Annotated in this window: 16 protein-coding genes and 1 riboswitch; of the genes, 1 reads left to right on the forward strand and 15 read right to left on the reverse strand. The window is 51.8% G+C overall.

What is annotated here, in order from left to right; all coding sequences use genetic code 11:
* The 11 genes from DKB62_RS00545 to DKB62_RS00595 form a co-directional block, all read right to left on the reverse strand.
* Positions 1–1,146 (reverse strand): 1-deoxy-D-xylulose-5-phosphate reductoisomerase, encoded by a 1,146-nt coding sequence (locus DKB62_RS00545; RefSeq protein ID WP_087477431.1) that lies wholly within the window; start codon positions 1,144–1,146, stop codon positions 1–3.
* A gap of 14 nt (positions 1,147–1,160) precedes the next feature.
* Positions 1,161–1,988: a phosphatidate cytidylyltransferase gene (locus tag DKB62_RS00550; protein WP_107195487.1), complete on the reverse strand. Its 828-nt coding sequence runs from the start codon at positions 1,986–1,988 to the stop codon at positions 1,161–1,163.
* A gap of 18 nt (positions 1,989–2,006) precedes the next feature.
* A complete protein-coding gene (locus DKB62_RS00555) occupies positions 2,007–2,774 on the reverse strand; it encodes an undecaprenyl pyrophosphate synthase (RefSeq protein WP_087477433.1) in 768 nt (255 codons plus the stop codon).
* Positions 2,771–2,950 (reverse strand): hypothetical protein, encoded by a 180-nt coding sequence (locus DKB62_RS00560; protein ID WP_232818738.1) that lies wholly within the window; start codon positions 2,948–2,950, stop codon positions 2,771–2,773. The genes DKB62_RS00555 and DKB62_RS00560 overlap by 4 nt, the downstream gene beginning before the upstream one ends.
* A gap of 65 nt (positions 2,951–3,015) precedes the next feature.
* Positions 3,016–3,576, reverse strand: a complete 561-nt coding sequence (gene frr, locus DKB62_RS00565; protein ID WP_087477435.1) for a ribosome recycling factor — start codon at positions 3,574–3,576, stop codon at positions 3,016–3,018.
* Between the two features lie 52 nt (positions 3,577–3,628).
* Positions 3,629–4,354: a UMP kinase gene (gene pyrH, locus DKB62_RS00570; protein WP_087477436.1), complete on the reverse strand. Its 726-nt coding sequence runs from the start codon at positions 4,352–4,354 to the stop codon at positions 3,629–3,631.
* A 92-nt stretch (positions 4,355–4,446) separates the two neighbouring features.
* Entirely contained in the window at positions 4,447–5,094 is a 648-nt protein-coding gene (gene tsf / locus DKB62_RS00575) for a translation elongation factor Ts (protein WP_087477437.1), read from the reverse strand.
* Between the two features lie 106 nt (positions 5,095–5,200).
* The gene (rpsB, locus tag DKB62_RS00580) at positions 5,201–5,950 is read right to left on the reverse strand and encodes a 30S ribosomal protein S2 (RefSeq protein ID WP_087477438.1); all 750 of its coding nucleotides are present in this window, start codon (positions 5,948–5,950) and stop codon (positions 5,201–5,203) included.
* Positions 5,951–6,154: 204 nt separating this feature from the next.
* Positions 6,155–7,132 (reverse strand): resuscitation-promoting factor, encoded by a 978-nt coding sequence (locus tag DKB62_RS00585; RefSeq protein ID WP_087477439.1) that lies wholly within the window; start codon positions 7,130–7,132, stop codon positions 6,155–6,157.
* Positions 7,133–7,504: 372 nt separating this feature from the next.
* The gene (gene ppk1 / locus DKB62_RS00590; RefSeq protein ID WP_239477942.1) at positions 7,505–9,601 is read right to left on the reverse strand and encodes a polyphosphate kinase 1; all 2,097 of its coding nucleotides are present in this window, start codon (positions 9,599–9,601) and stop codon (positions 7,505–7,507) included.
* 9 nt (positions 9,602–9,610) lie between these two features.
* Complete coding sequence (locus DKB62_RS00595; protein WP_087477440.1) at positions 9,611–11,155, reverse strand: Ppx/GppA phosphatase family protein; 1,545 nt, start codon at positions 11,153–11,155, stop codon at positions 9,611–9,613.
* Between the two features lie 301 nt (positions 11,156–11,456).
* On the opposite strand from DKB62_RS00595, the gene ppx reads away from it, so the two are divergent.
* The gene (ppx, locus tag DKB62_RS00600; protein WP_095628879.1) at positions 11,457–12,989 is read left to right on the forward strand and encodes an exopolyphosphatase; all 1,533 of its coding nucleotides are present in this window, start codon (positions 11,457–11,459) and stop codon (positions 12,987–12,989) included.
* A 98-nt stretch (positions 12,990–13,087) separates the two neighbouring features.
* Here the strand turns inward: ppx and thiC are convergent, their stop codons facing one another.
* The 4 genes from thiC to DKB62_RS00620 all read right to left on the reverse strand — a co-directional run bounded on the left by thiC (position 13,088) and on the right by DKB62_RS00620 (position 17,748).
* Positions 13,088–14,389 carry a phosphomethylpyrimidine synthase ThiC gene (gene thiC / locus DKB62_RS00605; RefSeq protein ID WP_087477442.1) on the reverse strand — a complete coding sequence of 434 codons (1,302 nt, stop codon included), beginning with the start codon at positions 14,387–14,389 and terminating at the stop codon, positions 13,088–13,090.
* 92 nt (positions 14,390–14,481) lie between these two features.
* Positions 14,482–14,589, reverse strand: a riboswitch (TPP riboswitch).
* Between the two features lie 202 nt (positions 14,590–14,791).
* The gene (locus tag DKB62_RS00610) at positions 14,792–15,622 is read right to left on the reverse strand and encodes an SDR family oxidoreductase (RefSeq protein ID WP_107195486.1); all 831 of its coding nucleotides are present in this window, start codon (positions 15,620–15,622) and stop codon (positions 14,792–14,794) included.
* Positions 15,623–15,806: 184 nt separating this feature from the next.
* On the reverse strand, positions 15,807–16,697 hold the full coding sequence (locus DKB62_RS00615; RefSeq protein WP_107195485.1) for a LysR family transcriptional regulator: 891 nt from the start codon (positions 16,695–16,697) through the stop codon (positions 15,807–15,809).
* A 328-nt stretch (positions 16,698–17,025) separates the two neighbouring features.
* A complete protein-coding gene (locus DKB62_RS00620; RefSeq protein WP_107195484.1) occupies positions 17,026–17,748 on the reverse strand; it encodes a RibD family protein in 723 nt (240 codons plus the stop codon).
* Between the last annotated feature and the right edge of the window lie 103 nt (positions 17,749–17,851).

The raw sequence follows: 17,851 nt of genomic DNA on the forward strand, positions 1-17,851 counted from the left end.
CTACAGTAAAGACGCCGCGCAGCGACGGGCCCAGGCGTCGGCGCTGCGAATCGCGTCTAAGGAAACGTCGCGGCATACCGTATGGCGTTCCATGACGGTGCGTACGACGTCAAATATGCGTGTAAAAGAAATTTCCCGCCGCAAAAAGGCGTATACGGCGACTTCGTTCGCCCCGTTCAGCACGCAGGGCATCGTGCCTCCCGCCTTCCCTGCTTCATAGGCCAGGGGCAGGGAGGGAAATTTTTCAGGATCCGGCGCGAAGAATTCCAGGCTGCCCAACGTTTTCCAGTCAATAGCCTTAGCTCCGCGCACGGGATAGCGCTGCGGATAGGTAAAGGCATATTGAATCGGCAGCCTCATATCGGGCATTCCCAGCTGAGCCAGGACGGAGCCGTCCGTAAATTGTATCATCGAGTGGATGATGCTCTGGGGCTGGACGACGACTTCGATGCGGTCGTAGGGCATATCGAACAGCCAGTGCGCTTCGATGACTTCCAGGCCCTTATTGAACATCGTCGCCGAGTCAATCGTAATCTTGCCGCCCATATTCCACGTCGGATGCTTGAGGCACTGCTCTACCGTAATGGACGGGAATTCTTCCAATGGCCGGTGAAAATGGGGGCCGCCTGAGGCCGTAATCAGCAGCTTGTCGACTTCACTGCCGCTGCGTCCTTCCAGACATTGGAAAATCGCTCCATGCTCGCTGTCGACAGGCAGGATGCGGACGCCGCGGCGCGCAGCCTCGGCCATGACCAGCTCGCCTGCCGCCACGAGGGTTTCCTTGTTGGCCAGGGCAATATCCAGCCCCTTCTCGATGGCATGGAGCGTCGGCTCAATGCCGGCAGCCCCGACTAAGGACGTCAGCACCATATCGGCTTCGCATTCGTCAATGAGTTTGAGCAGACCTTCAGGCCCGGAAAAAACCGTGCACCTTTCGCCTACTTCCTGCCGCAGCTTTTCGGCTGCCGGCTCGTCGGTCATGCAGGCAAAGGCTGCGCCGTGGGCCTGAATCTGGCGAGCTGCCAGCTCCCAGTTCGAATGAGCGGCAACGGCGGCGAGGGTAAACAGCTGCGGATGAGCTTCAATGACGTCGACGGCCTGGGTGCCGATCGACCCCGTACTGCCGAGGATGATAATTTTCTTCAATGCAGGGCCTCCTCTCAGGCGATGAGTGTGAGATATACATATACGGCCGGAGCGGCGAACAGCAGGCTGTCAAAGCGATCCAGCACGCCGCCGTGCCCCGGAATCAGCGTCCCCGAATCCTTTACCTGGCAGACTCGTTTCAGTATCGATTCTACCAAGTCGCCGAGAGGAGCCGCCACGGCGACGATGATGCCGATAGCTAAGGCGTGGATGAGGGAAAACTGGAAAATAAGCGAAAAGACGAGAGCCGTGACGACGGTGCCGATAAAGCCTCCCAAAGCCCCTTCCTGCGTTTTGCCGGGGCTGATGGACGGGCACAATTTATTTTTCCCCTTAACTTTTCCTACGGCAAAGGCAAAGGTATCGCTGGCCCACGTGGAAAAAATCAGGAGAAACATGAAAAAGCGCGCCGGCTCCAGCATGACGGACGAAAAAGCGTCGGTCATATACGATGCAATCTGCCCGTTTCGCAGCGCCAGCATAGCTAAAAAGCCTCCGCTTACGTACAGCAGGCCGTACAGCGTATAGGCGCTGTCTACAGGCTTTATCTTCCCATGAAACAGGACGGTCTGCAGCAGCAGCCACAGCATGGCGGCTACGGCCAGCAGCATCATCACCTTTACGCTGCCGAACCAATAGGCGGCAAAAAAGCAGACGATCCATCCCGCTCCCATCCGTTCCGACAGATTCGCGCCCAGTTTGCGGACTAAATTACAATACTCATGCCATCCCAAAATAGCCAGCAGGATTATCATGAAAAAAAACAGCCAGTCCCCTTCATAGATAATCCCTATCGTCAGGGCGCCGCCTATGACGCCGGTTATAATTCGTTTTGCCAACATATGTTTCGTTTACCTACCTTATTTCAAACCGCCAAAGCGGCGTTCTCTGCCCTGAAAGGCGAGAATCGCCTCTATGAGCGTCTCTTTTGTAAAATCAGGCCAGCACAAATCGGTATACCAGAATTCGGCGTAAGCCATCTGCCACAACAGGAAATTGCTGACCCGTTTGTCCGCGCCGGGCCGGATGAGCAGGTCCACGTCGTTTTCCGGCGCCGTATACAAATACGAAGCCAGGGAGTCTTCCGTAATATCCTCCGGCTCCAGACGGCCGGCCTTGACGTCGGACGCCAGCTTCTGCATGGCCTGGGTCAGTTCCAGGCGGCCGCCGTAATTGACGGCGACGTTTAAAATCAATCCCGTGTTTCCGGCCATGTTCCGTTCCGCTTCGTCAAAGGCCTGGCGGAGCGACGGGGAAAGGCGGCTCAAATCGCCGATAAAGTGCAGGCGCACATTATGCTCGTTCAGTTCCAGAAGGTTTTTGCTCAGGTACTCCTTCATGAGCTTCATAATATAGGAAACTTCCTCGTCAGGCCGTTTCCAGTTTTCCGTCGAAAAGGCGTATACCGTCAGCACCTTGATTCCTAATTCCCCGGCGGCGGCGACAATTTTCTTCAGCGTGTCCGCGCCGGCCCTGTGGCCGTAGCTGCGCGGCATGCTCCGCCGTTTAGCCCAGCGGCCGTTGCCGTCCATGATGATGGCGACGTGGCGGGGAATGTTGTTCGTATCGAGCAGTTCTATTCCTGTATGCCGTTCTTCCTTCTTCTTTTTTCCTAAAAAGTTAATCATTCTTGCACTTCTCCACCTTGCAGCATGCGAGTTACGCTTTCGCTTTTCTTCAAATTCGCGTTTACCAGAAGATATACGACGCCGTCCCGCTCGCGGGCCCGGACGACGTAGGGATCTTCTTCATCGCGGGGAAAAAAGCGGCTTCGCGCCGTCGTGCGCTCTACTTCATACGGCACGTTTTTTTCCTGTAATACAGATATGGCATACCGTAACGGCATGCCAATAAAATTTCGTATATCCATTATACTTCCATGACTTCTTTTTCTTTTTTCGCTTTGATTTCGTCGATCAGCTTGATCTTCTTGTCCGTCAGCTTCTGGATATTTTCCTGGGCTTCCTTGCTGTCGTCTTCCGTGATTTCCTTCTTCTTTTCCATCTTCTTGATGGCGTCGTTCGCGTCACGGCGGATATTGCGGATGACGACCTTAGAGTCTTCGGCGTCCTTGCTGACCTTCTTGCTTAATTCTTTACGGCGTTCTTCCGTCAGCTGGGGGATTTCCAGGCGGATCATCGTGCCGTCGTTGTTCGGGTTTAAGCCCAGATCGGATTTCAAAATAGCCCGTTCGATGTCGCCGAGCATTTTCCGTTCCCAGGGAACAATCGTAATGAGGCGCGGTTCCGGGGCGGATACGTTTGCAACCTGCTTGACCGGCGTAGGCGTACCATAGTAATCAACGCTGATACGGTCCAGTAGCGTCGTACTGGCCCGGCCAGTGCGAATCGAAGCCAAATCGCGCTTCAATGCTTCTATGGTCTTATCCATCTTTTCTTCGTTCTGCGTTAATAAGGTCTTTACGTCCATACTATTCACTTCCTTAATCGTAATAATGGTATATATGTATATAATACAGCTTTTAGCCTTCTTTGTCGACTAATGTCCCCAAATCTTTTCCGCTGGCGGCGGCGATGATATTGCCTTCGACGTCGATGTTGAATACGACGATGGGAATGTTATTGTTCATGCACAGCGTCGTAGCCGTCGCGTCCATGACTTTGAGCTCTTTATTGATGACATCCATGTAGGACAAGCGGCGGAACATCTTCGCGTCGGGATTGAGCTTCGGGTCGCTGTCGTATACGCCGTCTACGCCGTTCTTTGCCATGAGGATTGCGTCGGCTTCGATTTCTGCAGCCCGCAGTGCCGCCGTCGTATCCGTAGAGAAATAGGGATTGCCCGTACCAGCGCCGAAGATGACGACGCGGCCCTTTTCCATGTGGCGGATCGCCCGGCGGCGGATGTACGGTTCTGCAACCTGCTGCATGTTGATAGCCGTCTGTACGCGCGTCGCAACGCCGTTCTTTTCCATAGCGTCCTGCAGCGCCAGGGCGTTCATGACCGTTGCCAGCATGCCCATGTAGTCAGCTGATACGCGGTCCATGCCTTTTGCGCTGCCCGACAGGCCGCGCCAGATATTACCGCCACCTACGACGATAGCTACCTGAATGCCCAGCTTATTTACTTCTACGACTTGCTTGGCAATTGTTTCGACCGTTTCCGGGTCGATGCCGTATCCCTGGGCTCCCGCCAACGCTTCGCCGCTCAATTTCAATACAATGCGATTATATTTTTTCGTTTCCATACCAAGGCCTCCTGCTCCCGGCGCTGCCGCGCCGTATAAAGTCACATTAGAAAATAAGAGAACACGAAAATGGTGTTCTCTTATATGCAATCTTATTTAGCTTGTGCCATAACTTCGGAAACGAAATCGTCGTTGCGCTTCTGGAGGCCTTCGCCCAATTCGTAGCGGGTGTAACGGCGGATGTCGATTTTTTCACCGATTTTAGCGATATTTTCAGTAATAACCTGCTGAATCGTCTTGTCGGAATCTTTGATGAATTCCTGGTCGAGCAAGCAGTTTTCTTTGTAGAATTTTTCGATACGGCCGACGATCATCTTTTCGACGATTTTTTCCGGTTTGCCTTCGTTCAGAGCCTGCTGGCGGAGAACTTCTTTTTCATGTTCGAGAACGTCTTCCGGAACGTCTTCTCTCTTGAGGTATGCCGGGTTAGCTGCGGCGATCTGCATTGCAATGTCTTTGCAGAGGTCTTTGAAGTTGTCCGTCTGGGCTACGAAGTCCGTTTCGCAGTTGATTTCTACGAGAACGCCGATGCGGCCGTTGCCGTGGATATAGGAGTAAACCAAGCCTTCAGCTGCGATGCGGTCTGCTTTTTTAGCAGCGGCTGCCAAGCCTTTTTCGCGAAGGAAGTCGATTGCTTTTTCCATATCTCCATCCGTAGCTGCGAGCGCTTTTTTGCAGTCCATCATGCCAGCGCCAGTTTTTGTTCTTAAATCTTTTACCATGCTTGCTGTAATAGCCATCTTAGATATTCCTCCTAAACATAATATACAGTTTGAATAAAGGTAAGGAATGAAGCACTCCTTACCTTTATATAATGAGCCATGTAGTTCTCAAAGGGCCGATGTCTTAGTTTTCTTCAGCGACAGCTTCCGTTTCAACGGCTGCTTCTTCAGCGGCGCCTTCTTCAACCTGTTCGCCCTGGTTGCCTTCCAAAACGGCGTCGGCGATTTTGCCGGTCAGCAGTTTTACGGCGCGGATAGCGTCGTCGTTTGCCGGAATCGGGTAGTCGATGAGGTCGGGATCGCAGTTCGTGTCAACCGTAGCGATGATGGGGATGTTCAATTTGCGGGCTTCCGATACGGCGATTTCTTCTTTTTTCGGGTCGATAACGAAGAGAGCGTCCGGAAGTTTCTTCATGTCTTTGATGCCGCCGAGGTATTTCTGGAGTTTTTCCATTTCGTGTTTCAAAATGGTAACTTCCTTCTTCGGCAATACGTCGAACGTGCCGTCTTCAGCCTGTTTTTCCAGCGTCTTCAAGCGTTTTACGCGTTTTTCAATCGTCTGGAAGTTGGTCAGCATGCCGCCGAGCCAGCGTTCGTTTACATAGAACTGATTGCAGCGTTCGGCTTCGTTTTTAATGGATTCCTGAGCCTGTTTTTTCGTGCCGACGAAAAGGATCTTGCCGCCTTCAGCAGCCAGGTCGCGTACGAAATTGTAAGCTTCGTCCATTTTCTTTACGGTTTTCTGCAAGTCGATGATGTAGATGCCGTTGCGTTCCGTGAAGATGAAACGAGCCATTTTAGGGTTCCAGCGGCGAGTCTGGTGACCGAAGTGAACGCCTGCTTCCAATAATTGTTTCATAGATACTACTGCCATAATTGTTACTCCTCCTGTTGTTCCTCCGCCCGGTCATCGCCTGCCGTCACTGCCGAGCAGCACAGCTGCAGGCTCACCAAGCGTGCGTATTTTTAAGCATAGTACTTAAACCTTTGCTATTATATCACATTGTCTTCGACTGCACAAGCCGTTTTTACGCAAAAAAAGCCGCTCCTGCATGTACTGCCCGGAGCGGCTCCGCCTCTATTCCAAAATATATACCGGCACGGTGCGCCGTCCGAAGACCATGCAGGAATTGTAATCTTCCATGCACAAGTCGATGCGGTTTCCTAAAATATCTCCGCCCGTATCTTCGGCAATGGCTACGCCGTATCCCGGGATATACACCCGCGTTCCCAGCGGAATGACGTTGGGGTCTACGGCGACGACGCCGTAACGGGCGACGGTACCCATCTTGGTAATGCCCGCGCCGTTGCCGTCCGACGGCAGGTACGCTGTCGCTTCCATCGTAAAGACTTCCTTATACTTGGACACGTCGCCCGTATTGAGCGTTACGGTCTCCTGCGTGCCTACGCGGCGGATCAGGGGCTGCATTTCCGTCACCAGCGTCGTAGAGACGACTTCCTTCCCGACGACCTGGCCGTCGAGGCTGATGATATGAACAGTGACCTTCTTGCGGCCGTTCATCCCTTCCTGGACGATTTCTTCCTGACCCTGGCTCAGATTTTCATCAGGGATGCTTTCAATGGCAAAGGGAACGACTTCGTCTTCCGTGATGGCCTTGCGGGAAATATTCCCAATGCGTATCGTCATATCAGGAACGACCGGCGCGGACGTATCGCCGTAGGGACGATAATTCTCCGCGTCGTATCCATATTGTTCGGCTACTTCCTGTACGGTCTTTTTGGCGGACATAACAGTTTGTTGTTTACCCTTATGTTCCAATATGACGGGAACGGCCCGGCGAACCGTAACGGCAGTTCCTTCTAATAATTCGGATGTGGACATTTCAATTTCATCATATGACCCGAGCGCAATATTATTTTCGCGCATCAGCGCGTCAGCATTGACGGCGTGCGTATAGACAGAACGAGTCGCGCCGTCGGTCTGGATTGTGACGGATTTTCCTTTGTCAATAAATCCAGCTAAGGAAACTATGATTAATAAAGCGACTAAGGTTGCATACATGCGAGTAATGGGCCCTTGATATCGTTTGTTCATCAAATCCCTCCTAACTGGAAATCATTCTATCAAAGGCCTGTTACCCTGTCAATTTTTATCGGTTAACAATAATAGCAAAAATGAGGTAAATATCATATCTTCAGCACGATTGTCAACATTAAAGGGCCTGCGAAAAGGCTGTTTATACTGCGTGATAAGGGCGATTTTGAGAGAGCTTTACATGGTTTCCCACATTAAAGTAAAATTTTTTCAAAAAAGTATATTTTTGTGGTGAAAAAATCCTGTTTTTCTTGCAAAATATATCCTGTCCCCCACTTTCCTCATATGCCGTCCCTTTTATATTGGTTTTCTGCTCCATGAAAGCGCAAAAAACGTCCCCTCCGCAGGGAGGGGACGTCGAAGGCACGGCGCTTAACGGCGCTTGCTTTTCTTATGCTTTTTGTGTTTTTCTTCTGCTTCATGCTGGAGCATCATCTGGGCGTGAATCGGCGCTGCATCGGTCGGCCGTTCGTCGGCAATGTAGCGATACGTGCCGTCGGAATTCATGGCGTAGGCTTTTACATTGTCGTTGAAATACAGCGACAGGATTCCCTTGATGCGTTCCTTATGGGGACCGTATTCGACGGGAATCATCAGTTCCACCCGTTCGTTCAGGTTGCGGGGCATCCAGTCGGCCGACGAGATGAATACGTCTTCTTCCCCGTTATTGTAGAAGTAGAATAAACGGCTGTGTTCGAGGAACCGGCCGACGACGCTGTGCACTTCGATGTTTTCGCTGATTCCCGGCAGTCCCGGCCGCAGGACGCAGATCCCGCGGACGATGAGATGGATTTTAACGCCGGCAGCCGACGCTTCGTACAATTTAGCGATGACCTCCTTGTCAAGGAGGGAATTCATCTTGGCGACGATGAAGGCTTTCTTGCCCTTTTTAGCCCAGGCCGTTTCCTGTTCTATCTTTTCATAAATCCGTTCGCGCAGATTCAGCGGCGCGACGGCCAGCTTGTTCCACTGCGGCGGGTCAGAATATCCCGACAGGAGATTGAAAAAGGCTGAGGCGTCGACGCCGATGAGCGTATTGGCCGTCAGGATGCCTACGTCCGTGTAAATGCGGGCCGTCTTGCCGTTGTAGTTGCCCGTCGCCAAATGGACGTAACGGCGGATGCCTTCTTCTTCTCGGCGGACTACCAGGGTGATTTTCGAATGGGTCTTTAATCCCATGATGCCGTAAATAACGTGGCAGCCGGCCTTTTCCAGCTTGCGGGCCATGAAGATGTTGTTTTCTTCGTCAAACCGGGCCTTAACTTCCATGAGGACCGTGACCTGTTTGCCGTTTTCTGCAGCTTCCGCCAATGCGGCGATGATGGGAGACCGGCTGCTGACGCGGTACAGGGTCTGCTTGATAGCCAGCACATCCGGGTCTGTAGCAGCTAATTTGATAAAGTTCTCTACAGTATCAAAGGTTTCGTACGGATGATGTACCATAATATCCTGCTTAGCAATGGCCGTCCACATATCAGGTGCGCCAAGTTCTTCCAATTCATACGACGGCTGAGGCGACGCGGCAGGATAACGGAGATGATCATACCCCTCGATTCCCGTAAAGGAGAAAAATACCTTGCAGTCCAAGGGGCCGGGTATCATATACAAGTCCTTGTCTTCCAGCTGCAGCTCGCCGCGCAGGAATTCCCGGACCATACGGCTCGCCGACTGGGCCAGTTCCAAGCGGACGGCTGCGCCCTTGCGGCGTTTTTTCAGGGATTTTTCCACTTCTACGAGCAAATCTTCCGCTTCGTCGTCAATATCTAGGTCGGCGTCGCGGGTTATGCGGAACGGCACGGCTTCGAGGATATCGCAGCCCAGGAAGAAACGGTTGGCATAGGCGCCGAGGATGTCCTCCAGAAAGAGGAACTGCTTCGCGTCGCCGGCAGCTACGGGCACCTTGATGATGCGGGGAATGATCGGCGACGGCACGGGCAAAATGGCCGTCTTTACCGACGTATCGCCCTGTTTCTTGCGCAGCAGGACGGCCAGATTCAGATTCAGGCTGGCGAGGAAGGGAAAGGGATGGCTCGAGTCGACGGCCATAGGCGTGACGACGGGGTAAATTTCCCGCTCGAAATAGCTGTCCAGCCAGATGCGCTGCTCTTCATTCAGCTCGTCGACGCTGACAAAATGAAGGCCTTCCTGCTGCAGCTTGTCCTGAATGACCGAATAATATTCGTACTGCTGGTCCACCAGCGTGTGTACCATAGACTGGATGGCTTCAAACTGCTCTTGCGGCGTCATGCCGGCAATGTCGATATGCTTAACGCCGCTTTCGATGAGGTGTTTGACGCCGGCCACGCGGATCATAAAGAATTCGTCCAGATTTGACGCGGCAATAGCTACGAAATTCAGCTGTTCCAGCAAGGGATTGGACGGCACGATGGCTTCCCGCAGAACCCGTTCGTTAAACTTGATCCACGTACATTCCCGGTTTAAATAATTTTCTGGTTCTGTATACTTCAAAATAGTCACTTATCCTTTCAGTAATTTAGGCGAAATGCCGAAGACTTCGGCGAAATTGACGGCCGTCTTCATGAACGTCCACCGTTCCAGGGAAATATCCAAATCGGAATGGTAGCGGACGATGAGTTCGTTGCCGACCAATTCGGCCTGTATGCGCTTTATCTTTCCTAAATGGCTCTTGTCGAGGGAGTCGGCCAGGCTGAAAATCGCCGCGAGCTTGGCCGCCGTAATCTTCTGCTCCGGCGACAGGACGTCGTACATGTCCGACGAATCCTGTATCACGCCACCGTCGGCGTAATAGGCAATGTTGGCCAGCACTTCCTTTTCTTCGTCTGTAATGCCGAATAAGTCCGTTTCCATGATAAGGTGATACGTGCAGAGATTGTGCTTGCGGATGTTGACGTATTTGCCCGTTTCATGAAGGATCGACGCCAGCTGCAGCAAGTAGCCGCACGAGAATTTCAAGCCGATTTCCTTATACACGGCGTTGAACAAAATACCGCAGAACTCGCCTACGCAGGCGGCATGTTCCGGCGCGTACCAATACTTGCCGGCAATGCGGCGCGTCAAGTTGAGCAGCAGCCCCCGCTGATGGGCTACGTAAGAATTATCGGTCTGCTCGGCTACGTAATGCATGGAATAGCCCTCCGTAAAGGTCGTGCTCATCATGACCAGCAGGTCGACGTCGATGATGCGCAGGAGCTCGTAATACAGGAGCAGCGTCGGCATGATGACGTTGGCCAGATTTTCCGAAAGCTTGCAGCGCTGCATGAGCTTAAAGGGCGTAATGCCGTGGAAGGAATTGACGAACTGGCGCAGCTCGTCGGCCTTGATGAGGCGGACGCCGTTCGTTTCTTCCTTATGCATGAGCTTGCCGATGAGCGTTGCCGCCCGGCCCGACAGGACGATGTATTTAATATCGTGATGGCGCACGCTGGCCCACAGGGGGGACAAGGCGCCGTAGATGTATTCGCGGGCTGCCGTCGGAAAGGTCAGCTCTTCCCGCTGCTTAGGCGTGAAGTTTTCCAAAATGCGCAGCGAGCCGATGTGGACGTTTTGCTGAAACAGGAGCTCGTCCGATTTCCAGCAGGTCAGCCCTACGCCGCCGGACGTAATATCCAGCAGGAGGACGGCCTTGTCGGCAAAGTTGAATTTCCCCTTCAGTACGTGATAATACAAGCCGAAGAATTTATAGTAAATTTCCTTGGCCATGCGCACGACAGTGACGCGGAAGCCCGTGCGGAAATAAATTTGATCGATGACATTGAGCAGGTTGTCGGCTTCGCGGATAGCCGTCGTCGACAAGACGCGCACGTCCGTGACGTCGTAGTCCCGCAGGAGCTGCTTGAATTTATTTAAAATCGTGCAGATTTCGTTGAGAGACTGGAAGCTGACGTGATGGCGCGTAAAGACTTCCCCGCCGTACTGGACTTCCCGCGATACATTTTCAATGACCTCCATATCGTCCAGCGACGAATACGCGATGATTTTCAAGGTCATATTGACCGTGCCGATATGTATGATGCCAAATTGCCGCTTGGCCTGATATTCCATAGTAGTTCCTCGCCTTCCTTGCTGATGACGCGAAGACTCTCTCCCCGCCGTCTCTTCATATATTATACATGAAATACCGGCGATGGTGGCGATCTTTTTGTATAATTTGTGTAAAAAATGAAAAAAGCTTGTATAATAGGCGGCTCTGCAAAAAATACGGAAGAATCCTCCCCATTTTCTTTAGTCATACGAATTATTTCCATTTCGTTTTAACGGCAAATTTTGCAAAATCGTTTCATCGTCTCGGCAAGATGTAGTATAATAACAGAAGATTATGGATTACAAAGAAAAGAGGTATACAATGGAAAAATTAGCCATCATCGATATGGGCTCCAACTCCATCCGGTTTGTCGTCCTCCAGATAAACGACAACAAATCGTATTCCTTCCTGTATCAGGAAAAAGAATCCATACGCCTCGGGCAAGGCCTTACCCAGACGGGCGAACTGAGCGACGCCGGCATGGAACGGGCCATGAAATGCTTAAAGGTATATAAGCACATCATGGAGGTTATGGAAATCCAAAACTGCATCGCCGTCGCCACCGCCGCCGTGCGCAACGCCTCGAACGGCGACGAGTTCCTGAAGCGGATTTACGCGGAAACGGGCGTAGCCATGACTGTCATTACAGGCGAACGGGAAGCCTATCTCGGCTATTTGGGCGTCATCAACACCATCGCCATGAAGGACTTTCTCCTGTTCGACTTGGGCGGCGCCAGCGTCGAGCTGACCCTGGTGCAAGAAGGCGAACCAGTTCATTCCGTTTCCATCCCCATCGGCGCCGTAACGGTTACGGAAAAATTCAATCTCCAGGGCAACGTAGACGCAATCGCCCTGCAGGACTGCCTGAAATTCGTACGGAAAAAGCTCCTCGCTGCCGACTGGATTAAAAATCTGCGCCTCCCCCTCGTCGGCATTGGCGGCACGGCCCGTACTTTTGCCAAGATGGATCAGCGGACAACGAATTACGAGCTGACGAAGGTGCATAACTACATCCTGCCGGCAGAGCACTTCGACGCCCTGTATACGGAAATTACGACGCGGACCAGCGCCAACCGCAAGAAGATCCCCGGCCTGTCGAGCGAACGGGCCGACCTCATCGTCGCCGGCGCCGCCGTCATCAAGACCCTGTTCGATACGGCAGGCAGCCCGGAACTGGTCGTCAGCGGCTGCGGCCTGCGCGAAGGGCTGTTCTTTGAATACTATACCTCTTACTTCCACCTGCCTGCGCCTCGTTTTGACGATATCCTGAAATTCAGCATCCGCAACTTCGTCGGCACCCTGGGCGGCATCGTCAACGAATCCCACTGCCAGCAGGTCACCCATACAGCAGGCCTTCTCTTTGACCAGCTGAAAGACCTGCACGGCTACGGCGAGCGGGAACGGCTGTACCTCACGACGGCGGCCCAGCTTCACGACGTAGGCAAAATCATCAATTTCTACGATCACGCCCGCCACTCGGCCTTCATGATCGGCCACGCGCCCCTGTACGGCCTGACGCAGCGCGAGCAGCTCATCGTCAGCTTCATCGCCGGCTTCCACCACGGCATCAGCCGCAAGACCCTGCGGGCCTACCGCTACGCCAACATGGTCACGGCAGAAGACTGGGCGATGGTCCGCAAGCTCTCCACCTTCCTGGCCTTGGCCGAAGCATCGGACATTACGTACGAGCAAGTCGTCCAGGATATTCACGTCACCACTGCGGAAAACGTCGCCGTCGCCGTCATTACGACGGCTCCCGGCGTAGCCTACAACGCGGCGGACTACGAAATGAACCAGCTGACCAAGCAATTCAAAAAGGAATTCGGCATCTCCCTGCTCCTCGTCTGGAAGTGAGCCTGTAAGGAGGCCATGTAATAGTATAAAGAAAGACACTTTCCAACGACATGTCAGAAAGTGTCTTTTTTTATGTCTGTATATCAGATAGTTTCAGGTTAGCGGATCGATACGTCTTCTCCGGCGAGGATTTTCTTCATCGTCCGGGCCGGGCACATTTTGCCGCACATCGTGCAAGTGCCTTCGCATTCGGGCTTGCTCGATTCATAGTAGCGGCGAGCCTTTTCCGGGTCGATGGACAAGGAAATCATCGTTTCAAAATCTACTTCCACGCGGGCCTTGCTCATAGCGTCGTCCCATTCCTGCGCGCCGGGGATGCCCTTGGCCAGGTCGGCGGCGTGCGCGGCGATACGGGCGGCGATGATGCCTTCCTTAACGTCGTTTACGTCGGGCAGGCGCAGGTGTTCGGCCGGCGTAACATAGCACAGGAAGTCGGCTCCGGATGCACCAGCAATGGCCCCGCCGATAGCGCTCGTAATGTGGTCATAGCCCGGAGCGATATCCGTGACGATGGGGCCCAATACGTAGAAGGGCGCGCCGTGGCACAGGCGTTTTTCAATCTTCATGTTGGCGGCGATTTCCGTCAGGACCATGTGGCCCGGGCCTTCGATCATGACCTGGACGTTGTGTTCCCAAGCCCGTTTCGTCAATTCGCCGAGGGTAATGAGTTCTTCGATCTGGGCTGCGTCCGTCGCGTCGTGGGTGCAGCCGGGACGGCAGGCGTCGCCCAAGCTCAGGGTAACGTCGTATTTTTCACAGATGTCGAGGAGACGATCATAGTATTCATAGAAGGGGTTTTCCTGATTGTTCATTTCCATCCAGGCAAACAGCAGCGAGCCGCCGCGGGATACGATATTGGTCAGGCGGGGGTTCTTCTTGATACGTTCAGCCGTCTTGCGGTTCATGCCGCAGTGGATGGTCATGAAGTCTACGCCGTCTTCTGCGTGCTGTTCGACGACGGAGAAGAATTCATCTACAGTAATATCCTTCAAGTCTTTTTCCAGCATGCCGACGGCGTCATACATGGGAACGGTACCGATCATAGCCGTAGACATATCGACGAGCTTGCGGCGGAATTCGCGGGTCTTGCCGAAGTTGCTCAAGTCCATGATGGCTTCAGCCTTCATGTTGATGGCGTTCTGCACCTTCTGCAGTTCCAATTCATGGTCGTTATGTTCCGGCGATACGCCGAGGTTGACGTTGATTTTCGTGCGGCAGTCCTGGCCGACGGCTTCTGGCGAAAGGCTGGTGTGAAGCTTATTGGCCGGGATAGCGACCTTGCCTTCAGCTACGAGCTTCATGAGCTTTTCCATCGGCATTTTTTCTTTTTCCGCAACGATTTTCATCTGCGGCGTAACGATGCCTTTGCGGGCTGCGTCCATCTGAGTTGTGTAAGTCATAAAACGTACCTCCTGCTAATGAGTTTAACCTAAATATAGAAAGAAATGATAGAAACAGGTAAATAAAAAAGCTCACCTCCGCAGGTGAGCTTTTTAATCCCGTAAAGCTTCCCTACGTCGGCATTATCCGAATCAGGTACATGAGGGACAAGCGCGAATCCAAACGCTTTCTCAGCCTTGCGGCGCCCCTAGCTTTTTTAGTTATCTCGCTTTATTATAATATACTTGCGTAGATAATGCAAATATAAATTATCGTCCGGCAAATTGACGGCAGCATCGCTCCTATGTTTCCGGAAGATATTTTTATGCAGAAAAAGGCTGCGGCCGATTGGAGGTACAATAACTCGGATTAGATAGTTTTTGTTGCCCTTTACAAATTACAGGAATCCTCCTCCCCGTTTCTTATCTGGGTTTCAGCGGACCGTAAAAGTACGAGGCCGTCGCGCCGCCGTCAATGAGGAAATCGGCACCTGTAATAAACGCGCCTTTTTCGCTCAGCAGCAGCTCCGCCACGTGGGCTATTTCGTCAGCCGTTCCTGGCCTGCCTGCCGGACATTTTGCAAACATATTTTTGTAAAAATCGCCGCGCGGACCGTTAAATTCGTCCTGGGCCAGAGGCGTTACAATAATCCCCGGCGAAATAGAATTGATGCGGGCGCCACGCATTCCCCAGCGAACTGATTCAGCCATCACTCTCTTGACGTTGCAGCGTTTAGCCAGCTGATAGGCATGAAGGGTATCACGGATACGCGAGGGATGCAGCATATCCAATGTCAGCAGGTCTTCGGCAGGCGTACAGGCCAGCAGTTCGTCTTCTTCCGGACTAAGAGCCGACAGACGATGCCCTGACTGACTGGAAATAGTTACGCCGACACCTCCGTCGGCGATGACCTTGCCGACTTCTTCCAGCAAAACGGCCGTACCATACAAGTCAACATTTAAAATCGTTTTAATCGGAGCCTGGCTTGGCGATACGCCGGCGGCATTTATTAATACAGAAATATTACCATACGCTCTTCCAACGCTTATATATTCCTGAATAGACGCACGGCTTGCCAAATCCATTTCCATAGGAACGGCATCAAATCCGGCTCCTTGCATCAATCCGGCAGTGCGCTTTGCTTTTTCCAGTATTTTATCTCCTATGATAATCTTCATCCCCGTTCCTGTACGGCGGGCAATAGCCATACCGATGTCTCCTGCACCAACCCACAGCATTACGCATTTTGTCATAAAAATTCTCTCCTTTGCTGTTTTTCATAACAGGCAGCCGTCTTAATCCGTAAGCATCACAGCAGCCTCATGCACCTATTATTGTAGAGACAGGGTCCAAAAACAGCAATCTCGATTTCAGCAGCAATTCATAAGTACTGCTTATGTAAAAACTGCATCTTCATTAAGAGATACAGATGATGACTCATTCATGACGAACTAGTTTTCGCAGCGTTTCAGCAAATTCTTCTATATAATACTGGGTATGCTCCCTGCGCCAAAACAGGCAGTACGTGCGACATAACTGACGCTTCCCCTGGCAGATGGGCAGCCGCCGTATAGACGCGTGAGCCGGCGGCAGCGTGCCCATACGTTCAACAGGCAAAAATCCCCTGTTTCCCAAAACCATCAGCCGGCCTTCTTCCAGCGTAGGGGCAAATAAGAAGCTTCCGCCGAAGTTCAGCGTCTTCTCATAATATTCCTGCTCTGCACGGCGCTGCTCTTTCGTAGAAATCAAGATGCATGGGACAGATTTTAAATCCTGAAGCTGTACCGACTCCTGTCGGCTAAGAGGATGCCGGGCAGACAATTCAGCATAGCAGCTGCACGATAAAAGCTGATAATTCACATAATCGTCAGAAAAGGCTCTCCGCTGATCACTTAGAATAATATCGACGCCGCCATGACGAAGCAAATTATATAATTCTTCATGCGTACCCGTTGCAATATCAATGAACACTTCAGGATATACTTGAGAAAAATCGGCTACAGCCTGATATAATTCCTGGCCGCTGTAGCAGCGCAGATACCCGATGCGCAGCACCGATTCCGCATCGCGTCCGATGCGGGATGTTTCATAACATATGTCATCGACTTCTTTCAGCAGCCCCTTGCAGCGCATATAAAAATATTCACCGGCCGGCGTCAGGGAAAACCGGCGTTTCTCTCGTATCAAAAGGGAAGCGCCTAATTCCTTTTCCAAGGCCTGTACCTGCTGAGATACGGCAGATTGTGAAATATAACATCGCTCTGCCGCATCCGTAAAGCTGCCGCAGTCTACGACAGCCATAAAATACTGTATTTGCCTGAGCAACATCCGTATTGCCTTCTTTCCTTAGTTACTGTTTTTATTATATACATATTTTAATGCCTAGATTGCGGCAATGCAAAAAACATACCTATCTCTGTACTTTATAAAAGACATCGGAAAATGCATCAAGCAAAAAAATGGTACATGCTGCTCCGCTCCCTTGCCTGCTGTGCGCCGTATTCCCCATCAAGGCAGCCTTAGGATATCCCTGTATATCCGGCGTAAATCTGCCCTAAACGGAGACATAAAGGATATATTGCGACAGACCAACAAAAAAAATCGAGACTCCTTATGAAGTCCCGATTATACTCGAATGACAGGATATATGGCAAAATCATGCAGACACCCGACTATACCGCAGCCATAAGACATGGCCTTCCCTGACGTTTGCTTCTTTCAGATGAAACGCCACAGGCCGGCCTTCCGGAAGAAAAGCCGCCTTGTCAAATAACGACGCCGACTCCGTATTTCCATCTACTACAGGTGCAATAACCCAGCTCAGCTCGTCGATAAGTCCTTCCTGCAAAAAGGATTCATTCATGATGCCGCCGCCGGCAACCATAACTTTATCAACAGAAAAATACTGAACCAGTTTTTCCAGCAAAACAGCACAATGTATCTGCTTTTCGCCGGCAAATACATAAGAAATGCCGATGCTTCGCAAATAGGACAGATAGGCCGGCGATGCAGATTCAGTCAGTACCTCGATAATATGAGCTGCCGGGCGGCCCTTCTTTTCCATCACAGGTGATGAAAAGGCCACAGTGCCCTGAGGATCAACGGCGACGATAAATTGTTCTGCATTCCTTCCGTATGGACTAATATAATCTTCTTTCGGCAAGATCTCTTCTGCAGGCGGCAGTTCCGGCAGCAAGCCGTCAGAATAGCTGCCCAAAATAGTGGCCATGCCATATATGGTTGCCTGGCACTGGTAAACATTTCTCAGCTCGCCGTACAGCTGCAGTGCCGGAGCCGTCTCAGCAGCTCCGAAAAAGGGACCGTCGATTTTGCCGTCTACAGACGTGAGCATATGGCATACGACAAAAGGTCGTTTCATTATACTATTCTCCTTTCGATTAAATATATATCATTATCATTTAACTAAATTTAAATATACAGTTCTGCACATTCTATTCCGCAGTGTTTCCTCTTTCCTGCTG

The organism is Megasphaera stantonii (assembly GCF_003367905.1).
GTDB lineage: Bacteria > Bacillota > Negativicutes > Veillonellales > Megasphaeraceae > Megasphaera > Megasphaera stantonii.